The 22,287-nt window shown below is 52.8% G+C and carries 18 protein-coding genes; 8 read left to right on the top strand and 10 right to left on the bottom strand.

The window, feature by feature from the left end; translation table 11 throughout:
- Nucleotides 1-5: 5 nt before the first annotated feature.
- The 3 genes from CCALI_RS01355 (at nt 6) to CCALI_RS01345 (ending at nt 3,468) form a co-directional block, all read left to right on the top strand.
- On the top strand, nt 6-953 hold the full coding sequence (locus CCALI_RS01355; RefSeq protein WP_016481674.1) for an undecaprenyl-diphosphate phosphatase: 948 nt from the start codon (nt 6-8) through the stop codon (nt 951-953).
- Between the two features lie 3 nt (nt 954-956).
- Entirely contained in the window at nt 957-2,738 is a 1,782-nt protein-coding gene (locus CCALI_RS01350; protein WP_016481673.1) for an FAD-dependent oxidoreductase, read from the top strand.
- Between the two features lie 244 nt (nt 2,739-2,982).
- Nucleotides 2,983-3,468 carry an SRPBCC family protein gene (locus CCALI_RS01345; protein ID WP_016481672.1) on the top strand — a complete coding sequence of 162 codons (486 nt, stop codon included), beginning with the start codon at nt 2,983-2,985 and terminating at the stop codon, nt 3,466-3,468.
- A gap of 143 nt (nt 3,469-3,611) precedes the next feature.
- Here CCALI_RS01345 and CCALI_RS01340 read toward each other — a convergent pair whose 3' ends face one another.
- The 3 genes from CCALI_RS01340 to pdxT all read right to left on the bottom strand — a co-directional run bounded on the left by CCALI_RS01340 (nt 3,612) and on the right by pdxT (nt 5,591).
- The gene (locus CCALI_RS01340) at nt 3,612-3,875 is read right to left on the bottom strand and encodes an RNA recognition motif domain-containing protein (protein ID WP_016481671.1); all 264 of its coding nucleotides are present in this window, start codon (nt 3,873-3,875) and stop codon (nt 3,612-3,614) included.
- A gap of 306 nt (nt 3,876-4,181) precedes the next feature.
- Complete coding sequence (locus CCALI_RS01335) at nt 4,182-4,949, bottom strand: SDR family oxidoreductase (RefSeq protein ID WP_016481670.1); 768 nt, start codon at nt 4,947-4,949, stop codon at nt 4,182-4,184.
- Between the two features lie 30 nt (nt 4,950-4,979).
- Nucleotides 4,980-5,591, bottom strand: coding sequence for a pyridoxal 5'-phosphate synthase glutaminase subunit PdxT (pdxT, locus tag CCALI_RS01330; RefSeq protein ID WP_016481669.1), 612 nt, complete (start codon nt 5,589-5,591; stop codon nt 4,980-4,982).
- Between the two features lie 141 nt (nt 5,592-5,732).
- On the opposite strand from pdxT, the gene CCALI_RS01325 reads away from it, so the two are divergent.
- The 5 genes from CCALI_RS01325 to CCALI_RS01305 all read left to right on the top strand — a co-directional run bounded on the left by CCALI_RS01325 (nt 5,733) and on the right by CCALI_RS01305 (nt 12,338).
- The gene (locus CCALI_RS01325; protein WP_016481668.1) at nt 5,733-6,623 is read left to right on the top strand and encodes a polyprenyl synthetase family protein; all 891 of its coding nucleotides are present in this window, start codon (nt 5,733-5,735) and stop codon (nt 6,621-6,623) included.
- Between the two features lie 190 nt (nt 6,624-6,813).
- Nucleotides 6,814-9,054 carry a hypothetical protein gene (locus CCALI_RS01320; protein ID WP_044948756.1) on the top strand — a complete coding sequence of 747 codons (2,241 nt, stop codon included), beginning with the start codon at nt 6,814-6,816 and terminating at the stop codon, nt 9,052-9,054.
- Between the two features lie 88 nt (nt 9,055-9,142).
- Nucleotides 9,143-10,108, top strand: a complete 966-nt coding sequence (locus CCALI_RS01315) for an aldo/keto reductase (RefSeq protein WP_016481666.1) — start codon at nt 9,143-9,145, stop codon at nt 10,106-10,108.
- A 102-nt stretch (nt 10,109-10,210) separates the two neighbouring features.
- Nucleotides 10,211-10,729, top strand: a complete 519-nt coding sequence (locus tag CCALI_RS01310; protein ID WP_016481665.1) for a peroxiredoxin — start codon at nt 10,211-10,213, stop codon at nt 10,727-10,729.
- Nucleotides 10,730-10,790: 61 nt separating this feature from the next.
- The gene (locus tag CCALI_RS01305) at nt 10,791-12,338 is read left to right on the top strand and encodes a phytoene desaturase family protein (RefSeq protein ID WP_016481664.1); all 1,548 of its coding nucleotides are present in this window, start codon (nt 10,791-10,793) and stop codon (nt 12,336-12,338) included.
- 22 nt (nt 12,339-12,360) lie between these two features.
- Here the strand turns inward: CCALI_RS01305 and CCALI_RS01300 are convergent, their stop codons facing one another.
- From CCALI_RS01300 to CCALI_RS01270, 7 genes are all read right to left on the bottom strand, one after another.
- Nucleotides 12,361-14,205 (bottom strand): cation:proton antiporter, encoded by a 1,845-nt coding sequence (locus CCALI_RS01300; protein ID WP_016481663.1) that lies wholly within the window; start codon nt 14,203-14,205, stop codon nt 12,361-12,363.
- Complete coding sequence (locus CCALI_RS01295; protein ID WP_016481662.1) at nt 14,202-16,355, bottom strand: outer membrane protein assembly factor BamB family protein; 2,154 nt, start codon at nt 16,353-16,355, stop codon at nt 14,202-14,204. The genes CCALI_RS01300 and CCALI_RS01295 overlap by 4 nt, the downstream gene beginning before the upstream one ends.
- A 73-nt stretch (nt 16,356-16,428) precedes the next feature.
- A complete protein-coding gene (mdh, locus tag CCALI_RS01290) occupies nt 16,429-17,391 on the bottom strand; it encodes a malate dehydrogenase (RefSeq protein ID WP_016481661.1) in 963 nt (320 codons plus the stop codon).
- 1 nt (nt 17,392) lies between these two features.
- On the bottom strand, nt 17,393-18,472 hold the full coding sequence (locus CCALI_RS01285; RefSeq protein ID WP_016481660.1) for an isocitrate/isopropylmalate dehydrogenase family protein: 1,080 nt from the start codon (nt 18,470-18,472) through the stop codon (nt 17,393-17,395).
- 65 nt (nt 18,473-18,537) lie between these two features.
- A complete protein-coding gene (locus CCALI_RS01280) occupies nt 18,538-19,770 on the bottom strand; it encodes an alpha/beta hydrolase (RefSeq protein WP_016481659.1) in 1,233 nt (410 codons plus the stop codon).
- Between the two features lie 58 nt (nt 19,771-19,828).
- Complete coding sequence (locus CCALI_RS01275) at nt 19,829-20,086, bottom strand: NIL domain-containing protein (protein ID WP_016481658.1); 258 nt, start codon at nt 20,084-20,086, stop codon at nt 19,829-19,831.
- 98 nt (nt 20,087-20,184) lie between these two features.
- Nucleotides 20,185-22,260 carry an amylo-alpha-1,6-glucosidase gene (locus CCALI_RS01270; protein ID WP_016481657.1) on the bottom strand — a complete coding sequence of 692 codons (2,076 nt, stop codon included), beginning with the start codon at nt 22,258-22,260 and terminating at the stop codon, nt 20,185-20,187.
- Nucleotides 22,261-22,287: the final 27 nt, after the last annotated feature.

Genomic DNA, 22,287 nt, shown 5'->3' with positions numbered 1-22,287 from the left:
TCAGAATGAATTGGCTCCAAGCCGCCCTACTTGGCCTACTACAAGGCCTCACCGAATTTCTTCCTGTCAGCAGTACAGCGCACATGGATATCGCTTCACGACTTATGCTCGGTCATGACGTCGGGTCGGCCTTCTCCGCGGTCGTACAGCTTGGCCCTATCGTGGCCATTATCGTCTACTTCTGGAAAGATATCGTTCGGTACCTACGTGGCATTCTGCGAACCCGCACGCCCCTCAACATCCCTCCCCATGACACCGACGCACGCCTGGGATGGTACGTCGCGTTCGGCACCATTCCTCTGGCGGTTTTTGGGGTGCTGCTCGAAAAAAAGATTGACACAACCTTCCGCCGTTTCGACGTAGTAGCCGTTGCGCTTATTGTGCTCGCAGCTATTATGTTGGTGGCAGAAGTTGTTGGCAAACGCAAGAAGGACCTGGAGCACCTTAGCTTTCTCGACAGCCAGATCATTGGATGGGCCCAAGTGCTTGCCCTCGTTCCTGGCGCTTCCCGTTCTGGAACCACCATTACCGCTGGCCTCTTTCGCGATCTCGACCATGAGAGCGCCACCCATTTCAGCTTCCTTCTCTCCATTCCCGCTATCACCGCGGCCGGCCTCTACAAGCTGAGCAAAACAGCCCTCTTTGTGCTGAAACCCTCCGCATTTTCCCCCAACGAAGCTCATCGGTTGATGCCGTTTCATGTCGGCCCCCCTACTTTTACCGAACTAGGGATGTTCCTCTTCGCGGCACTCGTTGCAGGCATCTTTGCCTACATCGTCACCAAGTGGTTTATGGGCTATATGCGTTTCCATAACACGTTTCTCTTCATCGGCTATCGTATCCTACTCGGCGTTCTGATTCTCGCCCTCCTAAAGGCGGGAGTTCTGCACGAACATACTCCCGAGCGTACCGCCAATGTATCTCATCATGTTCTCTTATCCAAAAGGGAATAGCTTATGGAAATACACGAGTGCGACCTCCTCGTTGTCGGTGCTAGCACCGGTGGAACGGCAGCAGCCATGGCTGCCGCAGAATTGGGTTTAAACACCTGGCTCGTTGAGCCTACCGCATGGATTGGAGGGCAACTTACGGCCCAAGGTGTCTCTACCCCTGATGAAAACGCCTTCATCGAGACCTTTCCTCCCTCCCGCAGATATGCCTGGTTCCGTGCCTCCGTCCGAGACTACTATCGCACCCTCTACAAGCTCAGCCCTATCGGTAAAGCCATGGAACCCTTTAATCCGGGGAGGTGTTGGGTAAGTCGGATCTCCTTCGAGCCGAAAGTGGGCCAACGGATACTTTACGAGCGCCTTCATTCTCTTGAAGAGAATGGTAACCTGCACATCCTGCTGAATACGTGCTGCCTTCGCTGTGAGATGAGCACAGATGGGCGCATGCTGAACCTGATTATCTTCTCTGCTGAAGGGCAGACATTGGCTTTTCGCCCGCACTATGTGCTCGATGCGACCGACACGGGCGACCTGCTCCCGCTCTGCGGCAAAGAGGGAGTAGACTGGGTTGTCGGGGCAGAAAGCCAAGATCAAACGGGTGAGCCCGATGCGCCTCCCACCCCGCGCCCCGATTGGGTTCAGCCTTTCACCTTTCCGTTTGCCATTGAATGGTGCCCCGAAACAAAGGAACAAAACCTTATTGCGCCTCCACCTGACTATGAAGAGCTGAAAAAGCTGCAGCGGTACAGCCTTGTAGATGGGGCTATCACCGGACTTTTTAGCGGCAACTACCCTTGGTGGAGCTACCGGCGTATCCTTGCAGCCGAAAACTTCAACGATCCCCGCATTCCGCACGACGTCTCCATGATCAACACAGCCAGCAACGACTTCTATGGAGGCAATATCATCGGCGCTAACGCCGGAGATGAGAACCAGATACGCTCCACCCTTGCTCGCGCGCGTCGAGCCTCCATCGGCTATCTCTACTGGCTCCAAAACGAGTGTCCCCGTGAGGACGACCCAAACCGGTGTGGTTACCCAGAGTTCCGTCTACGAAAGGACTATTTCGATACCGAAGACGGCTGCGCTCCCACCCCTTATATCCGAGAGTCTCGACGCATCCTATCGGTAGACACCGTGCGCGAGCAGGATATTGTGGTGCGCGATTTTCAAGGAAATATCTGCCGCGGAGAACAGGCGCGCGCGGTCTTCATGCCGGATACAATCGGTATTGGCCACTATGCGCTTGATATCCACCAAAACGCCCACGGGGAGCCATCGGCCTATGTTCCCACCCGTCCGTTCCAAATCCCTCTGCGTATTCTTATACCTAGGCGTTGGGAAAATCTTCTACCGGCTAGCAAAAATGCAGGCCTCACCCACCTGACCAACGGTGCCTATCGTCTACACCCCATTGAATGGTGCATTGGCGAGGCAGCCGGCATCCTCATCGCGTACTGCATCGCCACAAACACGACTCCGCGCGAAGTCTATGCCCTTCCGTCAGCACTCAGCAAGTTTCAGACAAAGCTTTTAGAAGAAGGGCTTGTGCTGCACTGGTATACCGACGTGCCGCCGTACCATCCAGCTTTCTACGCCCTACAGCGTTTAGCCTGTAGAGGGCTCGGCCTTGGTAAAGAGACCGACCTACTCTTCCGGCCGAAAGAGCCAATGCAACCTGAGGATTGGGGTAGTTGGCGCGCTTTGCTGGGTCTACCGGCGCAAGAGTTGCCGCAAGTAGTGCATCGCGCGGAGGCGGTGCACTGGCTGGCACAGGAGCTAAAATAGGCTTTTCTATTCGCACGATACATTCGGCCACATCAAGCTCGATTGCGTTGCGCCACAAAAGGGTGAGAGGTAGTAGGGTGTTCCGTAGCCCCGGCACATAATAGCTTTGCTTATAATAACGTGGGTGTTAGAATAAAAAATCACATAAAATAGTTGACGAATATCTACCTATATTAGTATACTAGTTATGTCTGACCTACCAGGGAAGGACAGTATGATTTCAAATGAAGGAGGATGAGATGCTATGTCGTCTCGTGAAATCTGGCATGAGATTCGGATTAACGCTTCACCGAGGGACGTGTATGAGGCCGTGACCGACGTGGAAAAACTCGCCCACTGGTGGACAACCGACACCCGAGGGCGATCTGAAGTGGGCAAGACGCTGGAATTTTGGTTTTCCAAGTCGCATGCATCCGCCATTATGGAAGTGATGGCGCTCAAACCGCACGAGCTCGTTCAATGGCGGGTGATCGATTCAGGCACTGGGGGTGAGTGGATCGGCACCGAACTGGAATTCAAGATATTCCGCGATCAGGGGAGGACCGTGCTCCACTTCCGGCATTCGAAGTGGAACCTAGATGCGACGTCGTTTCCGGAATGCTCTATGACTTGGGCACTCTTTCTCCTGAGCCTTAAGGAATTCGTGGAAACGGGAAAAGGCCGCCCATATCCTTATGACATCCCCGTGAACTCCATCCAGCCTCCGAAGGCGACCTTGAATGAGGGATAACCTCCATAAGCGTATTCACCTATCTAAAAAATGGTCGTCAAGTATCTATCCGTATACTAACCACGTCTTACTGAGATGCAAAAACAATACCCTCCTCTTTACTTAACAATGAAGAGGAGGGTATGTTCTTGTAAGTCTCGGGTCTAGTAGCGACGTGCAGGGCGCGGGCGAGCCTCGTTAACGGTTAACGTCCTGCCGCCCATTGTCGTACCATTCAGCATGTTGATGGCAGCATCGGCCTCAGCATCCGTGCTCATCTCCACGAAGCCGAAACCTTTCGCCTGTCCGGTGTAACGGTCCGACACCAAGGTCACCTCTTTCACCGTACCAGCTGACGAGAAGAGAGCCTCCACATCCCGCTCGGTAGCGGAATAGGGCAGGCCTCCCACATAGATGCGCTTAGACATTCTTCACTCCTTCACACAAAGAGGACGCCTAAAAGATTGATCGTCCCCTGGGTTTCACATGCGCACATGGCGCGTTACAATACGGTCACACTTTCCGAACAGGAGTGGAAGCAGGCGCACCGAGGGAGATGCAATAGGGGCAGATAACTCCTCCTCACACAACCAAACCAACCGCACCCGTTCTTCAAACCGTGAAACCGTTAAGTTACTATACCACACCTTTCCAGAAATGTCAACAGGCTTTTTTGTAGTGCACACCATTTGCTTGGCACACGGCGCTGGAAAACGGCTAAACCTACAGATTCCCTAATATTTGGTGACCTGTTGGGTCAAACCACCATCCACGTAGTAGGTGCTGCCGGTTACATAGCTCGACTCGTCGCTGGCGAGAAATACGGCCACAGCCGCTACCTCCTCCGGCTTCCCAAAACGTCCCCACGGAATCTCACTAATGGCGTTAGCCCGCGCTTGGGGATCATCTAGCACCTGCTGGTTAATAGGAGTTGCAATGGCCCCAGGCGCAATGTTGTTGACGTTAATCTGGTAAGGAGCTAGCTCCAAAGCCAGATTGCGCATCAACATGCGCAACCCTCCCTTCGAAACACAGTAAGGGGCATACCCTGGGAATGGCACATCTTCGTGTACGGATGAGATATTGATGATCTTTCCACCCTGCCCTTGCTTTACCATCTGGCGCGCGGCGGTTTGACAAACTAAAAATGCCCCATATAGATTCACCGACAAAATTTTGTGCCAGTCCTCATCGGTCAAATCTAAAAAAGGTTTTTTCATCTCGATGCCGGCGTTGTTGACTGCGATATCCAAGCGCCCAAAACGCTGCACCACCGTGGCAACCATCTGCTCTACATCGTCACGTCTGCTTACATCTCCGGACACTGCGATACCTGTAACCCCAAAAGTTGTAACCTCCGTTTCCGCTGCCGCCTCTTGTGCGCCTACCGGTAGATAGTTCACCGCAACGTGCGCTCCCTCTGCAGCAAAACGTTCTGCAATGGCCTTTCCGATTCCGCTGCTCGCGCCCGTTACGAGTGCCACTTTATCCTTCAATCGCATGGAAGTTCTCCTGTCCCCAGATTTATAGAACTAGCCTCTGCTAGCTCTGTAGTTACGCGCCATTTCCGCCACGAGCGCATGAAGGCGCAAATTATCGGTTAGCTCGGGGTGGAAGGCCGTTGCTAGAAGGTTTCCTTGTCTCACGGCCACTATCTTATCCTGAAACTTACTGAGTATCCGAACATCCGGCCCAACCTTTGTCACATAAGGGGCGCGGATGAAAACCGCGCGTATCGGAACAACCTCCGCGCCAAAATCGAAAGGAATATCCGCCTCGAAACTCTCGATTTGGCGGCCGAATGCGTTCCTAGCCACCGCAATATCCATTAAATCGAGCGTTGGCTGTTCCGGACGCCCCTCAATGGTATGCGCCAACAGAATCATGCCGGCACAAGTGCCGTAGATCGGCATGCCGGCCTGGCCTCGATCGCGAATGGCCACATCCAAACCCGTGCGTGCCAGCAGCTTCCCAATGGTTGTGGATTCGCCTCCGGGGAGAATGAGCGCATCCACCTCTTCAAGATCTCGCTGACTACGCACCTCTTTGGCATGCAAACCCAATTTTCGGATCGTCTGCAGATGCGCATCGAAATCGCCCTGCAACGCCAAAACACCCACGGTAACATCTCTTGTCTCTTCCATGACCTACATTATATCTCAACCTCTACCGTGTCTCCAAATTGCGCCTCGATCTGCTTCCTCCTCCTTGATTTTTTGGAGGCCACCTAGTATACTAAGTATACGAAACCCTGTCTGGAATGCGTACCTCGGTGGAGACCTATCGTGTCGTTTTCATTGGCCGAATATCTGCAAAGCCGGCGCTATCTTATAGAACAAGCCCTTGAACGCTATCTTCCATCTCCTTCAGACCGACCACAACGTCTTCATGAATCGATTCGCTACAGCGTGCTCGCACCCGGCAAGCGCATTCGTCCCATTCTGGTCATCGCTGGCGCCGAGGCGGTAGGTGGTACGGCAGAGCAGGTTCTCCCAACGGCCTGTGCGCTTGAGTGTATTCACGTCTTTAGCCTCATTCACGACGATCTCCCGTGCATGGATAACGATGACTACCGCCGTGGTCGTCCCACAAACCATAAAATTTTTGGCGAGGCCCTAGCCCTACTCGCCGGTGACGCCCTCCTGGCATTGGCCTTCCAACTGATCGCCGAAAATGCGGCAAGCGTACCTCCAGAACGTGTTTTGCCTACTCTCCATCTCGTGGCAAAAGCCTCTGGTACATGGGGCATGGTGGGCGGACAGGTGGTGGATATGGAGTCCCAAGGCCAAACCGTAACTCCCGACACTCTGCATTACATCCACTCACATAAAACAGGGGCACTGCTTACCTGCTCGGTCGTTGCAGGAGCCACTTTAGCCGGCGGAAGTGCTCAACAGATCGAGGCCCTCCGCCGTTACGGAGAACATATCGGGCTTGCCTTCCAGATTGCCGATGATATCCTCGATATTGTGGGCGATCAGGAACGTATTGGAAAACCCGTTGGAAGCGATCAAAAGCAGGATAAAGCCACCTACCCCCGCCTGTTCGGCATCGAAGAATCACGTCAGCGTGCACGCCACGAGATGAAAGCCGCTCTCCAACAACTACAAGAGTTTGACGAAAAGGCCGATCCCCTTCGTGCGCTAGCACAGTTCATCGTTGAACGCGATATCTGAGAAGCTCAGGATAACTTGTTCGAACTGTAGGCCGTCTTTACGAGTGAAAAGTTATCTCTATCTTCCGCCATAATATATTTCACCTTTGGTGAAACGGAAGGAAATGAGAGGTCAGGAAAGATTCATACAGCGCTCATGTTGCCCTATCCTTAGACAGAGGAACCTTCCGCTTTGGAGTGTACCTCTTCTGTTGTTCTTGCTCGCTAATACTCCCAACCCAAAAGCCGCTGAACTTGGAACAGGGTTCGTTCCTACTCCATCTTGTATGGTCAATTTTCGTGACCTCCTCCCCCCTAACAACCATGGTTTTCTAAAAGTGGGACCGGATGGACACTTCCACTGGGCTAACGGCACGCGCGCCCGCTTTTGGGGCATCAATGTGTCGAGCACTCGTCTTGATATTCCCGACGAACAGATACAAAACGTCGTTCGCACTTTTGCCAATGCCGGCATTAACCTCGTTCGCTTCGAAGCCATAGATAACAGAGGCTGTTTGCTAGGTCCAGAAAATGCCCCCGACTCCCTGCACTTCGATTCTCACTATCTTGACCGCCTCGACCGATGGATCGCTACCCTGAAGCAGTATCATATCTGCTACTACCTCGACCTTCTTGATCTTCGTAGCTTCAAACCAGGTGATGGCGTGCCGAACGCCACAGCGCTTCACCGAGGAGCACGCCCCTATGCGATGTTCGATCCAAAACTTATCCAACTCCAACAACAGTACGCCCACGACCTCTTGTGTCACACAAACCCCTATACTGGGCTGAAACTTGTAGATGACCCCGATCTCGTTATGCTTGAGATCTGTAACGAAAGTGGCTTCTTCCTCCAACCCGACCAACTTGATGACCTTGTAGAACCCTACCGCACTGAGTTGAGGAAACTTTGGAATCAATGGCTCCTTGCGCGTTATGGGAATCGCACTAACTTAGCCTCCTCTTGGGGATCTATTCAAGGCTATCCGGTTTTGCGCCCAGACGAAGACCCCAACAATAATAGCGTAGACCTCCCGCTGCTTACACCTCCGCCTACCGATCTCCCTGCTAACGTCATTGATGTGCGTCATGCTCCAAAGCGTGTGCAAGATGGCGTCGAGTTTCTCTATACTCTAGAGCGCTCTTACTTCCATCAGATGGTTTCCTACCTGCACAGCATCGGTGTGAAAATCCCTATCACGGCCGTGGTCTCTAGCGACGCGCCAGCCGATCTGGCAGCTGTCGCCGAAGAGTGCGATTTCACCGCCGAAAACTGGTATGGCGAAACCTCTTTACCCGATCCACAAAATCGCAACCTATCTTATATCAGCAATCAAGACCCCCTCGCCAACGACAGTGGACTGGGTTTCGCCCCCTATACAGCCACCCTCCGATGGAACAACAAGCCCGTAGTGATCCGAGAGTGGGACGTCGGTTGGCCTAATCGCTGGCGCAGCTCCTCCGTACCGCTCGTCCTCGCCTACTCCGCCCTCCAGAATTACGATGCCGTGCTTCTATTTGGCTATCAAACAAATAGAGGGCCTAACGATTCGAGCCCGATGGCTCTTAATATGTACTCGGAACAAAGCGATCCGGCCATTTGGGGCCTCTATGCCATCGCAGGGCGTGTTTTTCTCTCAGGTCTTATTCAACCTGCCAACCACACCGTTACTTTCGCCTTTCCCAAACCCCAACTTTTTCACTGGCCTTACGACACACAACTCCTTGCACGTCTCGCGTGGTGCGTCCAACTGAACAGCACGAGCCATCCCACCGCAGCGAGTTTAGTTGTCACCCCAACAGGCACCGACCAAGATAATCGCCAACTAGATCGGCTTCTCGCCACCCTTTATCATCGAGGCGCTCCAATAGACCCAAAAAGTCGCTTTACAGGCCAGTGGATCAGCGATACGAACCAGATCCATTTCGACTCGGTGCACCGGTTGCTAACCATACACACTTCCTCGTTTGTGATGATCGCAGGCGCTTTCGAACCAAAGAAAACCTACCGTGTCGGCCCCCTTTGTCTCTCCACGGCCACACCTTACGGGGCGCTCATGGCCATTGCCCTGGACGGCAAACCGCTTAGAAGCTCTCAAAATCTGTTGATCAAAATGGTCTCCATTGCGGAGAATACCGGTCAGCAACTGCGTCGTGCTCCCCATGGTTCCCCAGCACCATGGGTGCTAGTGAACCCAGGGCACCCTCCGGTCACCACACACGGTCAACCCGCTTCGTTCCCCACCTCCGTTTGGCTTGCCCCAATGAAACCTACAGGACACGTGCGCTCCCTGCTCTCCCTCTATATGCGCAACGGAACATGGGAGCTACATGTCCAAGATAAGAAAGCTCAACTCGCCTGTGATACGCCTGAACTGCCTGTTAGCGTCTTGGGTATCCATACTCTCACCGGTATGCCGTCCCACATCATTACTTTCATTGCGCGCTGGTAGCCCGTATCTGGACGCTCGATTCTAGGCCGCTCCTCAAGCGGGAAATCGGGTACAATTTTACAATTCGAGGATGGAGCGCGCTTGAAGTATGGCTTTGATCAATATTCCGGGCACCGATCTTTACCCCTCCACCATTTGTCTTGGAACAGGTGAATTTGGTACCTCTCTTGATCGCGAAAGCTCCTTTCGCATTCTCGATGCATATGTGGAGTGCGGAGGCAACTTCATTGATACCGCCCACGTCTACGGCGATTGGGTTCCCGGAGAAAGAGGCCTCAGTGAGAAGACGATTGGAGCCTGGATTCAATCGCGCAAGAATCGCGATCAGATCATCCTCGCAACTAAAGGAGGACACTGGGACCTCCAGGCTCCTCATGTCTCCCGTGTCACACCAAAAGAGATTGTAAAAGACCTTGATGAAAGCCTACAGTTTCTTCAAACCGATATCATAGACCTCTACTGGCTTCATCGAGATGACCCCGACGTACCGTATGAAGCCATCATCGAAACCCTCAACGCGCAGCGGGAGGCAGGAAAATTGCGATGGTTCGGCGCCTCCAACTGGAGAACTCCACGTCTGCGAGCCGCTAATGCCTATGCAAAATCTCATGGACTTCAAGGCTTCGTTGCTGACCAAGTGCTTTGGAACGCTGCCGTTCTCGCAAAATATCCTTATGGCGACCCAACCGTTGGTTGGATGGATGAAGAGCGTTTCTTTTTCCATGAGGAAACGGGCATGGCGGCAGTGCCCTTCCAATCTCAAGCTTATGGGTTGTTTCATCGTATGGCCAACGGAACCCTCCACGAAATGAACCCCGGCTTTTTAAGTTTTTATCGCTTACCCGAAACCTCCCGTCGCTTTCACCGTATGCAGCGACTTGCTCAGGAAACGGGGCTCACCATAACCCAAATTGTGCTCGGCTATTTAAGAGGGCAGCCGTTCCCAACCATTCCCATCGTCGGCTGTCGCAGTGTGGCACAGGTACGCGACAGCATGACCGCGGCCGATATCGCACTTACAGCCGATCAGATCCTTTTCATTGCACACGGCTAGAGGCTTCCATCGTTTTTGGCTGCCAGCTTTCTAAAGTGGAACCGAACAAATCATTTCTGAGTAATATGATTGATGATACATGATGCTGAAAGGAGGTTCTCAGTGGCTTCGACTCTTCTACCGATAGGTGTTCCGGCTCCTGTCTTCGATATTCTTATGCCGGACGGCACAGCCTGGCCGACTTCCTATTTTCAGGGTAAAAAACGCCTAGTCCTCGTATTCTATCCTGGCGATTTCACACCCATCTGCACGGCACAGCTGTGCCTTCTAAGAGACCACTGGAACCAACTTCTGGAACATGATGCCCTCGTTGTGGGGATCAACCCTGCAAAACCATCTAAACATCGCCTCTTCGCCGAAAAGTTCGCCTTCCCCTTTCCTCTGATCTCCGATCAGGGGCATAAGATTGCAAAAGCCTATGGATGCTGTAGTTGGTTTGGCATAAATAGACGAACGGTGTATATTGTAGACAAAAAAGGCCTCATCGCTTATGCTTGCCGCGGGAACCCGAATATAGCCGAACTTCTACAGGTTTTACGTTCCTTGCACGACGAACCGCCCTACGCAAGCGCACACAACGGCATGGTTTCCACGCATACCGCACAGATCCCAGATCCCTAAGGCACAATGCAGAGAAGTTACTTCGGCAATAAGTCCCAAACAGATAGAGAGGTTGCTACTGATGTCGCAACATCCCTCCCTACAAAAGCATCGGTCATCCCCTAGTGCCATTATCGTCGGTGCAGGACTAGGGGGGCTAGCGGCTGGTATTCATCTGGCCCGCCATGGTTGGCAGGTCACGATCTTCGAAAAAAACAGGCATGCCGGCGGCCGAATGAATGTGTTGGAAGAAGCTGGGTTTCGTATTGATATGGGGCCAACAATGTTGATGATGCCGGAGGTTTTGCACGAAATCTTCTCCATCGGCGATCGCGACCCCCACGACTACCTCCCGCTTACAAAACTGTGCCCGGCCTACCGTATCTTATGGCCAGATGGCACTACCCTCGATATGGGGGTGGAAATGAACTGCCTTGTGGAGCAAGTGCGTAGAATTCAAGCAGCTGACGCCGCCCGTGTTCCCGCACTTCTGGCAGCCATGAAGGCGAAATACGAAAACGCTCGCTACCGTTTCATCGAGCGGTCCTTTAACTCGCCTCTCGATCTACTCCATCCAACAACGCTCGTCGGTCTCTTGAAAGCGCTGCCTCTTGAATCGGTTTACCAAATGGTCAGCCGCTATCTTACAAACGAAAAACTGCGCCAAGCCTTTAGCTTTCAAACCCTCTATCTTGGGATAAGTCCGTATCGCTGCCCATCCATCTACGCTCTCTTACCCTATGTGGAAATGGAGTTCGGAGTGTGGTTTCCCATCGGAGGCACTTACACCCTTGCCAGGGGTCTAGAACGGCTCTTTACTGAACTAGGTGGACAGATCCGCTACTGCCTTCCGGTCGATCAGATAGCAATTCAAGGCCGAGCTGCCAAGGGAGTGCGCACGGCAGATGGTTGTGAACACCTTGCCGATATAGTCGTCTGTAATCTCGATCTACCCTCTGCCTACCAAAAACTGATCCCAAATGCCTTGCGACGTAAATACTCCGACGGAGCCTTAGCACAAAAAGACTACGGCTGCTCCGGCTTTCTGCTCTATCTTGGGGTTAAAGGGCTTTCACTGACACACCTGCCACACAATTCTATCGTCCTCTCAGAAAACTACAATGAAGTTCTCGATCAGATATTTATACAACGCGCTCTGCCAACGGACCCCGCCATGCATCTCTGCGTGCCCACGCATACCGATCCCAGCTTGGCACCTCCCGACCATCACGTTCTCTACATCCTCGTGCCATGTCCCAACACGCAAAGCAATATCTGCTGGGAAACGGCAGCACCCATCCTTCGCGATCGCACCATCGGCAAACTCGAACGGCTCGGCCTTATTCCAAATCTGCACCAACACATCGTCTTCGAACGCTGGTTTACCCCTGTCGACTTTGAAAAACTATATGGCTGCTACGCCGGTGCCGCCTACGGTGGGCTAACACCCACCTTCTTTCAATCTGCCTATTTTCGCCCTCATAGCCGCAGCGAAGAGATAGAAAACCTCTATTTTGTCGGTGCCTCTACCCACCCCGGCGGCGGTGTGCCCATCGTGCTCACCTCCGGAAAGTTAACGGCCGAGCTTATTAGAAAAGATTATTATCGCCAGATCCTCAGAACGAACTAAGGCAAAACAGGACAGCTAAATCCTAAACAGCTCTATGGCTCGCCGCGGTAGCCTCTTGATGGGCCTGTACCCCATCTGCTTCTGGTCGAATCAAGCTAATTAACACATTCCCCTCCTTCGGTGGGGGCAATGGATTTTCAGCAGAGATCAGCACGCGACGATTATCCCCAATAAGAAATAGAGGGATAGCGTTCTCCCCGTAGTGCCGCAAATAGTCGGAATAGGTAAACTGCGCGATGAAGGTTGTCCGTTTAATCGTGGCCCCGCGCATGAAAAGCTCTTCGAGCTGTGCACTCGTCAGCTCTGCACGGAACAGATAACGCCCATATGGATGTACCCCTCCTTCTTCATGACCAACTTTCGTCAATCCCTCAGGGGGCAGCAGATAGACCTCGGCACGACCAAAAATTCCTCTAAATCTCAGTACGGCCAGCGTGTTCACTTCGTGGTTTGGAGTACATGCCAGGAGCCGCCCAATGCCATCAAGATCAAGGGTCTCTCGCACCATTCCAGAGAGCACATTAGCTCTTAACGCTGGCAAATCCTCCATGCGGGCGCTCAACACATTGGCTGGGTTGGTATCTACCAAAAGTAGCGGCAAACCCTCCGCCTTCAACGCCTTTGCCATCTCACGCACAGCCAAGCCAGCACCCAAAAAGAGAATACCTTGTGCTTCTTTCTGCGCTATACCTAGCCGTATCGCCACCGGCCGCGAAGTGAAACCTGCTAACGCAACAGAACATAGAATCACCCAAAATACGGTGGGTACCAACCGCTCGGCCTCAAAATGCCCTACGCTTGCTAACTTTAAAGCAAATACCGATGAGACCGATGCTGCCACGATTCCTCGAGGCGCTGTCCACATTAAAAACAATCGCTCTGCCCAGCGCAAAGGGGAGCGGAAGGTGCAGAGCAGTACCACAATAGGGCGTATCACAAAAAGTACAAACAACGTGTACAACATATCCTGTGCAAAATGGCTGAACATCTCACCAGGCCTAAGCCGCGCAGCAAGCACAATAAACAACATACCTAGTAATAAGGTGCGCAAGGTCTCCTTGAACTCCACAATATGCTCGACATTGACCGCCTGTTGATTCGCCAGCGCAATACCCAGAATGACAACAGCCAGCAACCCTGATTCGGGTTGAAGATGCTCTGCTAAAGCGTTTATCGTTAACACCAGTGCAAGCGTGAAGGGACTCTGTAGTTGATCGGGAATCCAGTAACATTGTAGAGCGACAACCAATAAGAGAGCCGCCCCTATCCCGATACAACCTCCATAAAATATCGTGATAAGTGTACTTTTTAGCACAAAAAGCTCAGGCCGATGGATATCTACCCCAAAAACAACCTCAAACGCCAAAAGTGCCAGTGCAGCGCCAATCGGATCTATGATGATGCTCTCCCATTTCAAAATCGCCCCAACAGGCCCCTTAGGACGTAACAACTGCAGCAGAGGCCCGATCACTGTGGGGCCGGTAACCACTAAAATCGCGCCCGTTAGCACGGCAATAGGCCAACCCATCCCAGCGAGATAGTGAGCACCCCACACACCTAAAAGCCAACTTGTTAACACTCCTACGCTCACCAAACTTGCCACAACCCAACCATGCTGCCGAACCTCATCGTATTTTAGGCTTAATCCTCCCTCAAAGAGCACGATGGCAACAGCGGAGGAGACAAAAGGCAACAAAAGATTGCCCAAAATGCGCTCCGGGCGGATCACCCCCATCACCGGCCCAGCCACAATGCCTGTAAGCAGGAGCAACAAAATAGAGGGTAGGCGCAGTTTCCAGGCAGCCCATTGAGCAAGCGTACCCAACAGAATGATCAGCGCGAGCTTTTCCAGTAAAACCTCGGTCATTTCATAACGCTAGGCGCGGCGATAGCCTGAACATCATCGGCCATCGTAGTTGTATACACTGTTTTTCCATCGTAGGCAGGTGTCGAGAAAATATTGCCTGGGCCTAGCTCATAACTCCACAGAGGTTTTCCATCGCTCGCGTCAAGCACAGCCACATGTCCTCGTACCCCCATAATGGCCAACGAATGGCCATCGGGGGCCAAAGACGGAGAGGAATCGTAAATGGTCTGTCCAATAGCCGATACCCAGATAGGCTGCCCATTGGCCGTACTTAAGGCATATACATTGCCTTTCGGACCTAGACCTGCCACAAAGATGGTTACTCCAAGAACGGTTGGTGAAGAGTAACCGAAGACATCGTCTCCATTAGGGGCATGCACTTCCCATACTTCCTTCCCCGACGACGTATCAAAAGCATGAAGCACACCGTCATCGGAACACACGTAGACCTTACCATCACCCAAAGCTGGCGCGGAGATAGCGGGGGAAAAGTAAAATAGCCGTCCTACATGGTCTTCCCAACGAGGTGTGCCCGTTTTTGCGTCAATCGCATAAAAGGTGTTCGCCCAATCGCCCATGTAGAAGGTCGTATCATCAGCAGCTACCCGAGACTGAAAGAACCCATTCGCTGGAGTCGTCCACAACAGCTTCCCCGTTCTTGCATTAAGCCCAAAGATCTTCTTATTCCCACCAAAGCAAACCACCCCACTAGTAATTCCCGCCGTAGAGAAAATGGGATCCCCCGAATCAAAGTGCCATAAAAGCTTCCCCGTGTGCGCATCTAAAGCGTAAAAGTAGTGATCGGTCGATCCTATATAAAGGATACCGTCGGAGATCACTGGAGAGCTTAGTACGGCACCTTTTGTAGCAAAAGACCATCGTATCTTGCCCGTCTTGGCATTTAGCGCATAGACTTTATGATCTAAAGAGGAGACGAAAAGAGTATCTCCATACAGCAATGGAGAAGACTGTATGGCGTCTCCTAAATTGATAGCCCACTCCCGTGAAGGCTCTCGAGCATCGTCACGCTCAACTTCGAAAATCAACTCGTCGCTGTAAGTCACCTTGTTGCTCGTCGTTAAGCGCACATCGCTCGAATGCACCCCCACCGGTATTGGCGCTGTAGGAAATACCACATGCCATATGTCCCGTGAATCCTTCTCCATAGGCCGATACGGGCCGCTATCAATACGATATTCGGCGCTCTCTTTCGAAGGGTCGTCCTCTGGTGAGCGTGGGTCGAGCAACGCGGCGATTCTGCGCCGTGCGAGATAAGGGACATCCGGATCGTCCCATCCAGCACGCAACTGGGAAGGACGTGGGGGGTTGATTGGCAATGAAGCAATAGTCACAAAAGTGCCTGGCTTTTCCGAAGAACCTCTCTCTAACGTCACCAAGTCAGAGCGTACATGTACCCTACAAAAAGGCCCGCCGTTATAAAGCGCCCCCACCATGAGGGTCTCAATACCGTTGGTCTTCCACTCGAGATTCTGGTGGCCGTGCCCTGTGAAAATTGCCACGACATTATGGCCGTTCAAGAGATGAATTAGGTCGTACTCATTGTCAACCATGCGTACATCGGGCGCGTCTCGACCGATCCAATGGTGCATGAAAACAAAAATGGGGGTTTCAGGCCGAACATGCTTTAGATCGCGGGCAAGCCAATCTAATTCACTCTGATCAAAATGCCCCCAATGCTCCAAAAGCACCGTTGTATCGAGCAAAATGAAGTGCACTCCCTCGTAATCAAATGACTGGTACAGCTTACCAAACTGCTGCTCGAATCCTTCCTTGCCAAGCGGGCACCAACGCACATCGTGATTGCCTGGCACAGCGTAGAATCGGATACCTGCATCCGCAAGAGGGGCGATCGCCACCTTGAAAGCCGCATACTCTTCTGGGCGCCCCGACTCGGTGATGTCACCGGTGTCAATGACAAATGCCGGACGGGGAGACATGGCAATCGCCTGAGATACTAGGTCACGAAGTGCTTTTGTACTTCCCTCAGCGGTTTGATGCGTATCGGTAATATCAAGAAACACAAAATCGCGCTTCTCCAGCCCCTGTGATAGGGCTCGGCCGGGGAGCAAAGCGAAAACCACCGCAACAAAGAGCGCCCCTAGAGACACATCCATCCCTCGAAAACGCATAACTTCACCCCTTGTCTTAGAGGAAAGGAAGCCCTCCATTTACAGCATGATGGTGGGCTTCCCTACCCTAGTGTCAATTGCGAGGCAGCAAAGGCGGATCAAACCCTTTCAGTGCTTCGACTAGATTCCGCACCGATTCAGCAGATCGATGAAGAGCTTCTCGTTCTGCGGGGGTCAACTCCACAGAAACGATCTTTTCTACGCCGGAAGCACCGATAACTGCCGGCAACCCTAGATAAAGATCATCTATGCCGTACCCCCCACCGTTTTTGCCCGTGTAGACCGAACAAGGCAAAATACGCTTTCTATCGTTTAGAACGGCATCTATCATCTGTGCTAACGCCGCAGAAGGTGCATAGTAGGCGCTTCCGGTCTTGAGCAACGATACGATCTCCCCTCCGCCCTTACGAGTACGCTCTACAATGGCCGCCAAACGTTCCGCAGGGATGAGCTTTTCGACAGGGACCCCACCGATATTGGTGCTTCCTAGCAGGGGAACCATATCGTCCCCATGACCGCCAAGCACATAGGCATTCACATCTGTCACGCTTGCATTTGCCTCTAAAGCGAGGAACGTTCGAAAACGGGCAGTGTCGAGGATACCCGCCTGCCCGAACACACGCCGTGGCTCAAAACCGCTGACATGCAATGCCACATGACACATAGCGTCCAGCGGATTGGTGAGCAAAATGAGAATGCTGTTAGGGGAGCGTGTTGTAACCTCCTTGGTGCAGCTGCCCACGATCTCAGCGTTCACTTTTAACAGGTCGTCTCTGCTCATTCCGGGCTTGCGCGGCAGGCCACTTGTAATCACCACGATATCACTATTGGCCGTCTCCTCCCAGCCGTTCGTGCCTACAATGCGTGCATCCGAACCAATAATCGGCATCGCCTCTTGCAAATCCAACGCTTTGCCTTGGGGCATGCCCTCCACAATGTCGTAGAGCACGATATCCACGTCGCCCCGAAGAGCCAACCAGTGTGCAAGGGTGGCACCGGTTTGCCCCGCTCCCACAATCGTTACCTTGCGTCGCATGCTAATGCATCTCCTCTAGCTTACGGATAATGGCGTCGGCCATCTCAGAGGTGCCTACAGCGGTTGGGTCGTTCCGATCGGGTTTCATGTCGTAAGTCACGTACTTTCCTTCGGCGATCACGGCAGCCACAGCTCGCTCTAGACGGTCTGCCGCCTCGTACTCCTTTAAGTGGCGAAGCATCATCATACCGGAGAGAATGAGCGCAGTGGGATTCACCTTGTTGAGTCCCTTATATTTAGGGGCCGAGCCGTGAGTGGGCTCAAAGAGCGCGATCTCATCGCCAATGTTGGCTCCAGGGGCTACCCCTAAACCTCCCACCAGGCCAGCACAGAGGTCAGACAGAATATCGCCGTAGAGGTTGGGCAGCACCAACACATCATACAGCTCCGGCTTTTGCACGAGCTGCATACACATGTTGTCCACTAACACCTCCTGGTACTCAATGTCCGGATACTCCTTGGCAACTTCTTGCCCCACGCGGAAGAAGAGACCATCGGTGTATTTCATAATATTGGCCTTGGCTACCGCGCTCACTTTTTTCCGCTTGTAAGCTCTCGCATATTCGAAGGCAAACTTGATGATCCGACGTGAGCCGGAGATCGAGATGGGTTTGATCGAAATCGCTGCATCTTCTCGAATCTTGCCAGGACCGGCCATCTCAATAATCTGTCTTGCCTCCGGCGTCCCAACATCGTACTCCACCCCCGCATATAGATCCTCGGTGTTCTCACGTACCACCACTAAATCTACATCGGTATATTTCGATCTTATGCCAGGGTAATACTTGCAGGGACGCAAGCAGGCATACAGATCGAGCTCCTTCCGCAAGGTCACATTCACCGAGCGAAAACCGGTGCCAATTGGCGTGGTAATGGGCCCTTTAAGGGCGACCTTATTGCGCCGAATCGATTCGAGCACTGCTGGAGGAAGGGGCGTTCCCTCTTTCTCCATGACATCTATGCCGGCATCCTGGATATCCCAGTTAAATGGAACTCCAGTTGCCTCCAGTACGCGCCGAGCGGCCTCCACCAATTCGGGGCCGGTTCCGTCTCCACGAATGAGCGTTACATTGTAAGCCAATTCACAGAACTCCTCTTTCCATAGTGTTTATGTACTTAAATTGAGAAATAGATATCTGTTACCTCTTATGGGGTCATCGGGTAGTCGCGCCATAGCCAGCGAAGAGTGCTCGGCAAAATCGCCTCGCCCTGGGCGCCACTATGAAACCCTTCTCCAAACACAAACTTATAGTCGTAACCCTTAAATGCGAGAGCCCTTGCCATCTGCTGGTTGCATAACGGCCAATTGCCCGCAATGTTGTCGAGGTCATGTGAGCCATCCTGCAAAAACACTCGAATGGGCTTGGGCGGAAGTCGTCGAATTAAGAAAGGATAGTTATGCCCGCCCTCTACAAGTGTTTTACCAGCTGCAAGATCGGTGAAACTACCGACCCATGACATCACCTTACTGAACTGATCGGGGCGGCTCCACGCCACGGTGAAGGCGCAAATGCCCCCACTACTAATACCGGCAACGGCCCTGCTTGCCGCATCTTCACGCAGCTTCACAACTCTCTCGGCTGCGGGCAGTATCTCCTCTAGCAAGAAACGCGCGTACTGATCGGACAACGTGTCATACTCGAAACTACGTTCCTCACCAGGGCTCCTACGGTTATCGGGAAAGTGACCTGGATCAATGAAAATGCCCACCGTTACCGGCATCTCCCGCTTGCCAATGAGATTGTCAAAAACTGTGGGAACAAAATTCTTGTAGTAGCCCCCATCCTGAAAGACCATAACACAGGCAGGGTGCTCCGGTGTGTATTCGGCCGGTACATAGATCCACCAGCTTCGCACCGTGCCCGCGAAGATGTTGCTATGCCAATCCGGCATTTGAATCAACTTACCATGAGCAACGTGGGTATCGTAGTTTGTCTCTGGTTCTCTTGCATAGACCTCTAAATTTCCGGATCGTGCACGGCGTCCATTCACTTCGTAAGTCCAGATCATTCCAGCCCCGTTTGGCAAATCTACAACCGCCACGTAGACGGGAGTCTGTCCAATGCGTTGTAAGGGAATGGTGTACTGCCCGGTATCCGAAAGCACCTTTGGAGGCATGGTGGCATCGGGAGCCTCTATAGCCCAAGCAGTCGTCAAACCGTCTACTCGTGGAGGAGCACCATCCTTTATTTCCGTTCGGCCAAACCAGCTTCGCACTTGGTCGGCCAGTTGATCCGCCATCGCACCTGTTGGATGGTCTGCGAGGCGTTGCTTTAAGATGAGGGGGGTGAGATCATCGGCATAGGCCGTAGATAGAAGGCCTTCAAGAAGAACGGCCATCAAACCTAATAGGATGTAACTCAAGACGCTTTTCTTCACTCAGCGCTCCGTTCGGTTAATGAAGTTATAGCTGCCACATCAAAGACAATAGGCTCTCCTAGACATTCCAATCCTCGGTCTCGTCAATAGGTGTCACAGTAATGCCTAGATCGTTTAGATAGTTCATAGCCGCTTCTAAATCCTCCTCTGAACCGTCTAACTCTAGAGCGATCCAGCCGCCCACACGACTATCTATCTGAGCACGACGTATGTTAGGGACCAATCGAAACTCGGTAACGAGATGATAGACCACCGGTTCGGCCACTCGATTCAACGGATAGTCCAACCGCACACGCACTGAACGCTTCGATGCCATCCTGATCGCCTCCTTTACCACGCTCGCCTAACCATGAGAGGCACTAGCCTCGTGCGGCAGAAGTCTTACGGCCGCAGCGCATTCATTGTACCCTACCTTTAAAAACGTTCCTTTTCACCCTCGACCTTCAACTGTCTCAACACCCTTAAGATCTCAGCGACGCTCCATGCCTGCGCAATACAGCCGTTGGGCCGCTGCGGCTCGCTACCATCATAGATCTCCGCCAACGATCCCACCCCGTACACCTCCATCTGTGTGGACAAAGGCAGGAGCATCCTACGCGCCTCCTCCCTGTTGCCAGTCATCTTCCATACCGCCTCGGCAAAAGCCCCCAGCAGCCAAGGCCAAGCTGTCCCTTGATGATAGGCCGTATCTCTGTGCCACACGTCCCCCTCATAACGCGCGGTATAGTGAGGGTCGTCAGGTGCAAGTGTCCGCAAGCCAAACGGCGTTAGCAACTTGTTCTGTACGGTACGTAGTATCGCCAGCGCGGTGGGATGCGCGGCATCGAACAATGGAAATGGAAGACTTAAAGCAAATACCTGGTTAGGACGAATAGTTCCATCTGGCTCTCCATTGGGCGGTGTATCGAGCACATCGTACAACCCCAGCCCATCAGCTCGGACAAAACGACTTTGAAAACTCGTTCTTACTCTTTCGGCCTCCTCGTCATAGCGCTGGGCATCGGGCGCTCTACCTATCTCGCGTGCCATCTCGGCAACGCATCGAAGCGCATTGTACCAAAGCGCATTGATCTCCACCGGTTTACCGATACGTGGAGTCACCACAAAGTTGCCCACTTTGGCGTCCATCCAGGTCAGCGCCACCCCCTCTGTCCCTGCATAGAGAAGATAGTCCCGTGCATCTACATGAATGTTGTAACGTGTACCCTGCCAATAACTCTCTATAACCCCCTGCAGTGCCGGCCACAACTCCTCAAGAAACGTCCTCTCTTTTCTTATTTTGTGGACGCGCCAAGCGGCTAGGACAAACCACAAGGAGGCGTCGGCCGTGTTATATTCCGGCTGTGAACCTGTATCGGGAAAGCGATTTGGGATCATACCTTGGTCTACAAATTGCGCAAAACTTCTGAGGATAGAACATGCAAACGCCTCCTTTCCAGTCGTTAAGCAGAGGCCTGGAAGAGAGATCATCGTATCCCGTCCCCAGTCTGTAAACCAGTGGTACCCAGCCACCACTGTCGCACGCCCTTCCGGTGGCTTCACAAGGAAGTCGCGCGTTGCAAGCACTAAACGGGCTTCGAAAGGGTCGGCATCAAGGCAGTGTGTCAGCAAAAGCTGCTGCTCCTTTCCTAGCTCGTCGAGACTTTCCGCCGGAGTAGGGAGTTCAAGTGGTTCGACACCGCTCTCTACTACAAGGGTTTGTCCTACGGCAACGGGCACTCTGAAGACACCCGGAGAATAAAGGTCTTCGCAGAAGTCGAACCCTCTCTCTTGTTCGCGGGGATGTTGAATACGATAGTACCAACAGGCGTTTGCTGAGAAAGAGGCCGCAGGATAAGGCTGCCCATCTCTTTTGCAAAGGCGCAGGAGAAGCGGTATCGGTGCCTCCGTTATCCCTTCGATCTGCGATAGGCGTAAACGTAGGCATCGATTCGTTTCACACCAAATTGCAAGGGGCGTAGACGGGGTGGCAGCCATTTCGGAATGATAGTCTCTCCAAGCTAGGAGAGGCACAAGCTCCAGGTGTATCTCGACATCCTTCGGTCCCTCTAAAACGCAATAAGCCACATAAACCGCATTGTGCCCTTTTGGCATCCACACCTGTTTAAAGATTTTAACCCCTTCCTCAACCCGCCACGTCCAAGTGGGCACGGGCAACATGTGCCATGCCTCTAACCACCGATACCCCGTCGGGTGTGTCACCGCTGGATAGAGGTTGGTAGAAAGCTCAAACCGCTTTTCTTGGTCTCCCTGTTTCACACACAACGTCTCTTCAAGCTTTGAAAGGAGCACGCATCTTCCAACCGGTGGCCTGAGCGCTGCAACCAAAAGCCCATGATACCGGCGCGTATTTGCATTTGCCAGTGTGGCCGAACTGTACCCTCCAATACCGTTCGTTACCAACCACTCGCGCTGCATGGCCTCGGCTTCGTTTTGGAGCAGTGTCGCATCGAACGCAATATCTGCCTTTCCTAAAACACCCTCGCTCATGGGATCCCTCCCCGTAAAAAATACAGC

Origin of the sequence: Chthonomonas calidirosea T49 (assembly GCF_000427095.1) — a bacterium.
Classification (GTDB): Bacteria; Armatimonadota; Chthonomonadetes; order Chthonomonadales; family Chthonomonadaceae; genus Chthonomonas; species Chthonomonas calidirosea.
The sequence above is the reverse complement of the archived record's forward strand: the minus strand, read 5'-3'. Positions and strand labels throughout refer to the sequence as shown.

Bases quoted from the DNA above. Each gene is read 5' to 3' on its own strand.
- CCALI_RS01335 (WP_016481670.1), bottom strand. From the start codon at position 4,949: ATGCGATTGAAGGATAAAGTGGCACTCGTAACGGGCGCGAGCAGCGGA.
- CCALI_RS01340 (WP_016481671.1), bottom strand. From the start codon at position 3,875: ATGTCTAAGCGCATCTATGTGGGAGGCCTGCCCTATTCCGCTACCGAG.
- CCALI_RS01300 (WP_016481663.1), bottom strand. From the start codon at position 14,205: ATGACCGAGGTTTTACTGGAAAAGCTCGCGCTGATCATTCTGTTGGGT.
- CCALI_RS01315 (WP_016481666.1), top strand. From the start codon at position 9,143: ATGGCTTTGATCAATATTCCGGGCACCGATCTTTACCCCTCCACCATT.
- mdh (WP_016481661.1), bottom strand. From the start codon at position 17,391: ATGCGACGCAAGGTAACGATTGTGGGAGCGGGGCAAACCGGTGCCACC.
- CCALI_RS01305 (WP_016481664.1), top strand. From the start codon at position 10,791: ATGTCGCAACATCCCTCCCTACAAAAGCATCGGTCATCCCCTAGTGCC.
- CCALI_RS01355 (WP_016481674.1), top strand. From the start codon at position 6: ATGAATTGGCTCCAAGCCGCCCTACTTGGCCTACTACAAGGCCTCACC.
- CCALI_RS01295 (WP_016481662.1), bottom strand. From the start codon at position 16,355: ATGCGTTTTCGAGGGATGGATGTGTCTCTAGGGGCGCTCTTTGTTGCG.
- CCALI_RS01270 (WP_016481657.1), bottom strand. From the start codon at position 22,260: ATGAGCGAGGGTGTTTTAGGAAAGGCAGATATTGCGTTCGATGCGACA.
- CCALI_RS01345 (WP_016481672.1), top strand. From the start codon at position 2,983: ATGTCGTCTCGTGAAATCTGGCATGAGATTCGGATTAACGCTTCACCG.
- CCALI_RS01350 (WP_016481673.1), top strand. From the start codon at position 957: ATGGAAATACACGAGTGCGACCTCCTCGTTGTCGGTGCTAGCACCGGT.
- pdxT (WP_016481669.1), bottom strand. From the start codon at position 5,591: ATGGAAGAGACAAGAGATGTTACCGTGGGTGTTTTGGCGTTGCAGGGC.
- CCALI_RS01275 (WP_016481658.1), bottom strand. From the start codon at position 20,086: ATGGCATCGAAGCGTTCAGTGCGTGTGCGGTTGGACTATCCGTTGAAT.